Source organism: Planctobacterium sp. R6 (assembly GCF_055755215.1).
Map to the genome: position 1 here is coordinate 1 of NZ_JBVTQY010000080.1, position 7,209 is coordinate 7,209.

Annotated in this window: 4 protein-coding genes; 2 read left to right on the plus strand and 2 right to left on the minus strand. The window is 38.0% G+C overall.

The annotated features are described in order from the left end of the window. Positions 1–1,043 precede the first annotated feature (1,043 nt). A complete protein-coding gene (locus AC0J20_RS23055) occupies positions 1,044–2,687 on the minus strand; it encodes a hypothetical protein (RefSeq protein ID WP_473023562.1) in 1,644 nt (547 codons plus the stop codon). Positions 2,688–3,960: 1,273 nt separating this feature from the next. Here AC0J20_RS23055 and priA point away from each other — a divergent pair. Continuing rightward, positions 3,961–6,135, plus strand: a complete 2,175-nt coding sequence (gene priA, locus AC0J20_RS23060; protein ID WP_473023563.1) for a replication restart helicase PriA — start codon at positions 3,961–3,963, stop codon at positions 6,133–6,135. Positions 6,136–6,158: 23 nt separating this feature from the next. After that, positions 6,159–6,917: an HNH endonuclease family protein gene (locus AC0J20_RS23065; protein ID WP_473023564.1), complete on the plus strand. Its 759-nt coding sequence runs from the start codon at positions 6,159–6,161 to the stop codon at positions 6,915–6,917. A 12-nt stretch (positions 6,918–6,929) separates the two neighbouring features. Here the strand turns inward: AC0J20_RS23065 and AC0J20_RS23070 are convergent, their stop codons facing one another. Further along, complete coding sequence (locus AC0J20_RS23070) at positions 6,930–7,151, minus strand: hypothetical protein (protein ID WP_473023565.1); 222 nt, start codon at positions 7,149–7,151, stop codon at positions 6,930–6,932. Between the last annotated feature and the right edge of the window lie 58 nt (positions 7,152–7,209).

The window sequence follows — 7,209 nt, forward strand, 5'->3', positions numbered from 1 at the left end:
TCAACCGTTGAGGATTTGGCACAGCACCACTGGAGTTTAGAATTCCTCAACCGTTGAGGATTCGGCTCAGACCCACTGGAGATTAGCATTTATCAACCGTTGAGGATTTGGCACAGCACCACTGGAGTTTAGAATTCCTCAACCGTTGAGGATTCGGCTCAGACCCACTGGAGATTAGCATTTATCAACCGTTGAGGATTTGGCACAGCACCACTGGAGTTTAGAATTCCTCAACCGTTGAGGATTTAGCAAATACCTACTGAAAATTGGATTTCCTCAACCGTTGAGGATTTAGCAAATACCTACTGAAAATTGGATTTCCTCAACCGGTGAGGATTTGGCAAATACCTACTGAAATTTGGATTTCCTCAACCGGTGAGGATTTAGCAAATACCTACTGAAATTTGGATTTTCTCAACCGGTGAGGATATGGCACAGATCTACTGGAGATTAGCATTCCTCAACCGTTGAGGATTTGGCACAGCACCACTGGAGTTTAGAATTCCTCAACCGTTGAGGATTCGGCTCAGACCCACTGGAGTTTAGAACTCCTCAACCGTTGAGGATTTGGCACAGACCCACTGGAGTTTAGAATTCCTCAACCGTTGAGGATTTGGAACAGACCTACTGGAGATTAGCATTTCTCAACCGTTGAGGATTTAGCAAATACCTACTGAAATTTGGATTTCCTCAACCGGTGAGGATATGGTACAGACCTACTGGAGATTAGCATTCCTCAACCGTTGAGGATTCAACACATACCAATTGGAACTTAAAAACCCTCAACCTTTCATAATTTGGGTTACATAATGAATTGAATTAATTCAGCATTTCACATATTTCAATATATTTACATCAAAAGCTAAATGTATTAGCCCTTTTTAACATTGGTAAGAAAGAAAACTTCAATTAAAGAGTTACATGATTGTCTATAAAATCAAAAACGTTATAACTATAAGGAGCGTGTAAGGAAGTATTAGTTCGCAGGATGCGTTTATGAGAAACACGCAGTGAGATGTGCCCTCACTGCATACTTAAAAGAATCAGATATCGTTTTTAATTTTTTCCAAGCCGTATTTTGAGTTTTGTTGATGAAAAGTAAACGCCCTTGGGCTGAGTTTATACAGCGCTGATATATACGAGTGATACCCAATGGTTTTGTAATGAACCGTTAGAAAGCCAAAGAGATACCTAACATGCGGTTCCGGCAAATCATACAACGAATCATCTGTGGTTAACTGAGGTGTAGTCGTGTTATTGACACTTTGAAACACATCAAGATAAATCAAATAATCTTCCCTTAATCTTACTACTTCAAATTCACTCTCTTTTTCCAGCATCCTTAGTGTGTCTTCAATGATCAATCGTTGAAGTTTTCTTTTGATCAATCTCCGATTTTCCTCGGCCTCGTTGTAATGAGCGTCATTCCTCTCACTAGGCATCATAATTTTGATAGTGTGATCAACCAGTTCCTGGATGGCCTGGTACTCCAGTTTTTGTGACACAACCTCTTTGTTAATCAAACCTCCTAAATTAAACCCCGCTGGTTTTGGTCGATACTTAGCTGAATCTGAAGTTTTGCTATACATAATATGACTGAACTCCAGGTATGCTTTTAATTGTTTACCAGCATTTACCATCCATCGCGCATAATTAGTGTCAAATGGTGAACCTGGTCCTTCAAGACGACACTGCTCAATCCATTTTTCCTTACCTGAATTTGCTACACCAAGTGATAACATTCCAATCCAACACTCATTGATCTCACTTTTTATTTTATGATAATGCTCAACCTCACAAGATTCAGTTTTTCTTTTAAACCTGAGGCTAATCCCGATTACAGGTTTTCTACCAACACCTTTATTATCCCCGAAGTGCTTAATAATATTATTCTTCTCAATATCAATTTCAAAAGGAAAATACTCCAGTTCATTCACTGACTTAACAGTCGGGATCAACTTCTTATTGATAAAAGCTCCAATATCCTGATTAGGACTCTGATTCAGCATTTGCTTAAACTTATCGATAGGGTAGGGGCCAATTACATCTTTCCCGGCTTCAAAAGCTGCATTCACATCATCTATAAACATAGAAGCGCCGACTGGTAAAGAACCATACAATAAATGTGTTTTACCTACATTTTTAGGCCCCACCACTAAAAACAACACGGGAGAGGTAAATTCAAATTTTAAATAATCAGGGTTCTTTTCATCTATACTAAAACGAGCAATCAGGGCATTTAAATCAATTGAATCACGCCTTTCTTGTCTTGCAATCGATGTAGTGAGATCTTGATCTCCCCAAACATCATATTGCCCTAAGAAATTTAACTCTACAGGCTGATTTACTAAGGGTTCAAATAATCTTCGTAAGATATTAATGTTATTAATACTCTTGCTATTGTACTTTAAAACATTATTAAACCAGTGCTTATGTATACTAAAAGTCTTACCTTGTTTCTCAAGGTAATCAATCGTAGGCTCAACACCTTCATTATTTTCATAAAACTGATGTCTCACGGCTGGCCACAATGCTTGCAATACAGTTTGTTGACGGCGATTTATTTTAACCGACTTAAAGCTCATATGAACAAGAGCTTGTTGCTTGTGAAAGCGACTATTTTTTGGTAACTCAGTTACTGGTATTACGCCATTTAATAAATGTTTTAAATTTTCTGGACTATTCATATTTGGCCATGTGCTTCTAATTCACTTCGCTGTGTTGCCTGCTAATCTTGGTGAATATACCGACAAAATCAATCGATATTATTTATTTTCATTCCATTTTGATCCTGTTTTTTTAAAAACATTCCAAATTGATCTTTTACCGGAAAATCGGTTCAATAGAACACTATTTTCATTCCATTTTGTCGTTGTATACCGCCTCAACACTATAACATGCCTATCTAGTATATGTTAGGCATTATAAGGGGTTTAACCCTCCCGATATAGTACTATCACACCTCTATTTTCATTCCATTTCGTCGCGTTGTCAGCGCTATTTTCATTCCATTACATTGCAAAATCACAACTGTTTTCATTCCATTTAGATCTTCGACAGCTTCATCTTCACACAAAAAGGTGGAAAAACACACGAATCACTGGCAGATACAACATTTTCATTCCGTTTTGGCCTAAAACCTAAGAGAAAAACTATCATCCTACCTTTAAAGCAACCGCCATACTCCTGCTAAGTCCAATTTTCATTCCAAAATGATCCTGTTTTACTATTTTCATTCCATTCTGATCCCGTATAGCGCTTTATATCCGTACAAAAAACAATAAATATGTAATAGGTTTCATTAATCACTGCAAAATGTAGTAAAGGCATATCGCCGAAAGTGTAATAACTCACACCACCGTGACCATATAATCGCAATAAGATCAGAACGGAATGTTTTTATAAACAGGTGCTTAGCTCAAAGCAAAGAGGTCAATATTAAGGCAAATAGACAACAATTATATAATTATCATTCCAAAACGATCCTAAAATCATTCTAACTTGATCCTTGAAATATCGTTAATAATCAACAACATGCGAATTAATAATCTATACCAGCAGACACTTTATCTTTAATCATGTCAATTTGATCTTTAGCCTGTGTATAACCACTCTTTTATCGAAACTATTCTGATCATTCACTCTTTTCGGACCCAAAATAGCATTCAGCCCTAAAACTTATAAAGATCCAAACGGAATGAAAACCAAGATCAAACCAGCCCAGTAATTGTATATATATCAATCAATTACAGATCAAAATGGAATGAAAAGATCATGCTGTAATGTTTATTCGACTGCTGTTTAAATATTTCATATATTTATCAATCACTTACAAAGTTTGATATTTTTCTATGTAAGCTCTTATCTTATCTTTTCTTGTCTTATCTCTTTATTCTATTGTATCAATACAATATTATATTGTATTATGTTGGATATGACTTTATAACGGTATCTGATCTTATGAACAGATTTAATGTCGCCTTGCTTAATAACATTCCTCGTACTTTTGAGTATGAAGCGAAATTCCCTGTCTTACCTGGGAGTAGAGTAAAAGTGCCATTTGGCAAAAACAACAACACAACTCGCATGGCCGTAGTTATAGATTCAAACAACACTAATTCTGGAAGAAAACCCAAAACTATCTCTGAGCTGTGTGATTCCATACCAACGTTACCAGACATTAAACTAATAAATTTTGCCGCAAGCTATTATGCTGTATCATTGGGTTGTGTATTAAACACCGCTTTACCTAAACTCCTTCGTAATGGTGACGCATTATGTAAACCATTATCACAAGACCTGTATAAATTGACACCTCTTGGACAATCATCCGTTGTAAAAGGTAAAAAACGTCAAGCTATAAAAAGAGCACTTGTTGAACCTGCCGCGTTAAAAACAATAAAAGAAACAGTTCCAACGGTGCAAAAAGGAGATCTCGTAAAATTAATGAAAGAAGGACTGATAACCTGTTCACAAGAATATTCAGCAGACCATTCTGTACAATGGGGTATTAGCGAACTTATTTTTTCATTGATACCAATGAATGAATTACAACAAAGCGTTTATGATTCTGTCTTCTCTTCCTTGGCACGAAATGACAGACGGCCATTTTTACTTTACGGTATTACCGGCAGTGGAAAAACTAACGTTTATTTTCATCTAATTGCGGATGTACTGCGAGAGGGTAAACAAGTTCAGATCATTTTACCTGAGATCGGATTAACCCCGCAGTTAATAGAACGATTCGAAAAAGCTTTTAATGTCCCGATATGTGTCATGCATTCTGGATTAAACGATACTCAGCGCTTACATAGTTACAATATGGCAAGATTTGGGCAAGCAGCCATTATAATTGGGACACGTAGCTCGGTATTTGTTCCTCTTGCCAATCCTGGGCTTATTATAATTGATGAGGAGCATGATAGTTCACTGAAGCAGACACAAAATAGCTTTAGTTACCATGCCAGAGACCTTGCAATAGTGAAAGCATCACAATGTAAGATACCTGTTTTGCTGGCTACAGCTACACCTTCTTTTGAGTCCCTATACAATGTTACCGCCAAAAAGTACCAGTTGTTAACTCTCAATAAGAGAGCTACCGGAACATTACCTGAAATAACAATTCAAGATGTACGTGGTAAAGCAACGCAAGCTACTTTAACGACCGAAACAATCTCAGAAATTGGTCGACATATTGCTAGAGGTGGACAAGTAATCGTATACATCGGCCGTCGGGGTTATGCGCCGGTACTTGGATGTCCATCATGTGGCTGGGTCAAGATATGCTCGGGCTGCGACAAACCAATGGTATATCATTTGCAGTCCGCTCGATTGCAATGTCACAACTGTTCAAAATCAGCAAAAATGCCAACTAGTTGCCCAGCATGTAACAACAATGATTTTGAGTTTACAGGTGTTGGAACTGAACGTATTCAGAAAGAATTAACATTGCAATTCGAATCAGCGAGCGTAACAAGGGTCGATAGCGATGCTATGCGTAAAAAAGGGGTGCTGGCCAATACTTTGAAAGCCTGTTCCGAAGGGCTGCATCAGATAATAGTTGGTACGCAAATTCTGACAAAAGGTCACGATTTTCCTAATGTTACTTTAGTCGTAATATGCGGTGTAGATGATGTACTTAACAGCGGGGATATTCGCGCTAAAGAAAGCTTGTCGCAGCTTATCTATCAGGTTTCTGGAAGGGCAGGTCGAAGGGATGAGCGGCCTGGAAAAGTTATTATTCAGACCGTTGAACCTGATAACTCTTTATTGGTGTCAATCAAAGAGAATGACTATATAACTACAGCCCACGGTTTGCTCAGCGAAAGAAGTGAATTTGTGATCCCGCCAATCTATTCCATGGGGATGTTACAATTACATGAATTTTCACTGGATGTTGGCATGTGGCAGTTGTCGAAAGTCCGAGATTACATTTTACAACACGTCTCAAATATTATTTGTGGTGATGTGACTCCTGGCCCAATACCTAAGCGTAAAGGAAGATATACCGTACAGTTGCCAGTTTATAGTAAAACTAAAGGAACTATATCAACTTTTGTCAAACTACATAAAAACAAAATTGAAAATATTGCTGGTAAATACCAGGTGACTTTTGACATCGATCCTATTTATTGATTTGTAATTTGTTAGGGGTAACTATGACAAACTTTTTTATAATGCTATTTTTGATCTTCCTTATGACGGCTGCGCAGGCCAGTACCCTGGTTAAGAAGAGTCGCTCAGGTATTTGTCATGATACCCACAGTAGTTATTACGAAAAAACTAAACTCTATACCGCTTTTGATGACTTAAATGCCTGTCTTCAAAGTGGTGGCAGACTGCCCAAAAATTACGTTGGCACCAATGTTTCCTCTGATAGCACTATGCAACAAGCAATTAATGATGCTGATAGGGAAGGGCGCCAATATAGCCGCATTTATAATCGACGCGATTATCCGCATTGGAATGACACTGACTCGGATTGCCAAAATACCCGCCATGAGTTATTGATAGCACAGTCGCAAGTTCCGGTTACTTTTACAAACTCAAAAAAATGTACAGTACGCACTGGTCTTTGGATAGGACCATACACCGGCAAAACTTTCTTCTTGGCAAGGGATGTACATATTGACCACATTGTATCACTTAAATACAGCTTTGATCGTGGATCATGGAAGTGGTCTCCAGACAAGAAAGCTCAGTTTGCAAACGACCCCGACAATTTGTTGATAGTAGATGACGATACCAACAGAGAAAAATCAGCCAAAGGACCATCACAATGGATGCCACCAAATCAGGAGTATCGTTGCCCGTTTTTGAAAAAGTTTGATAGCATGATGCAAAAATATGGGTTGTCGTATTTGCCTAACGAAAAGCCTGAGGTTAACCGATTAAAAACTATCTGCGGATTTTTGTGATAAAACATAGCGCTACTTGCGCGCTATGTCTGGATTCGGGATAGACAACTCACTATTTGTTTTAGCTTCAATACCAAAACTATTGTTTAGTACGGAATCCAGAGTCCTCTCTGTCATTTGACTGACCATACTAATCCGTTGAGATAGTGACATTGATTTTACAGAGTCATCGGTAAGCACATTAATAATATCCTGCCGATACTGCTGATAAGTTGCATCATCGGCGTTTTTCAAGGTAGTTGTCGCCTAAGCCGTTAAGCTGCTTCTTTTTTGCTCTCCGGATTAAGTTCCA

Bases quoted from the DNA above. Each gene is read 5' to 3' on its own strand.
- AC0J20_RS23065 (WP_473023564.1), top strand. From the start codon at position 6,159: ATGACAAACTTTTTTATAATGCTATTTTTGATCTTCCTTATGACGGCT.
- priA (WP_473023563.1), top strand. From the start codon at position 3,961: ATGAACAGATTTAATGTCGCCTTGCTTAATAACATTCCTCGTACTTTT.
- AC0J20_RS23055 (WP_473023562.1), bottom strand. From the start codon at position 2,687: ATGAATAGTCCAGAAAATTTAAAACATTTATTAAATGGCGTAATACCA.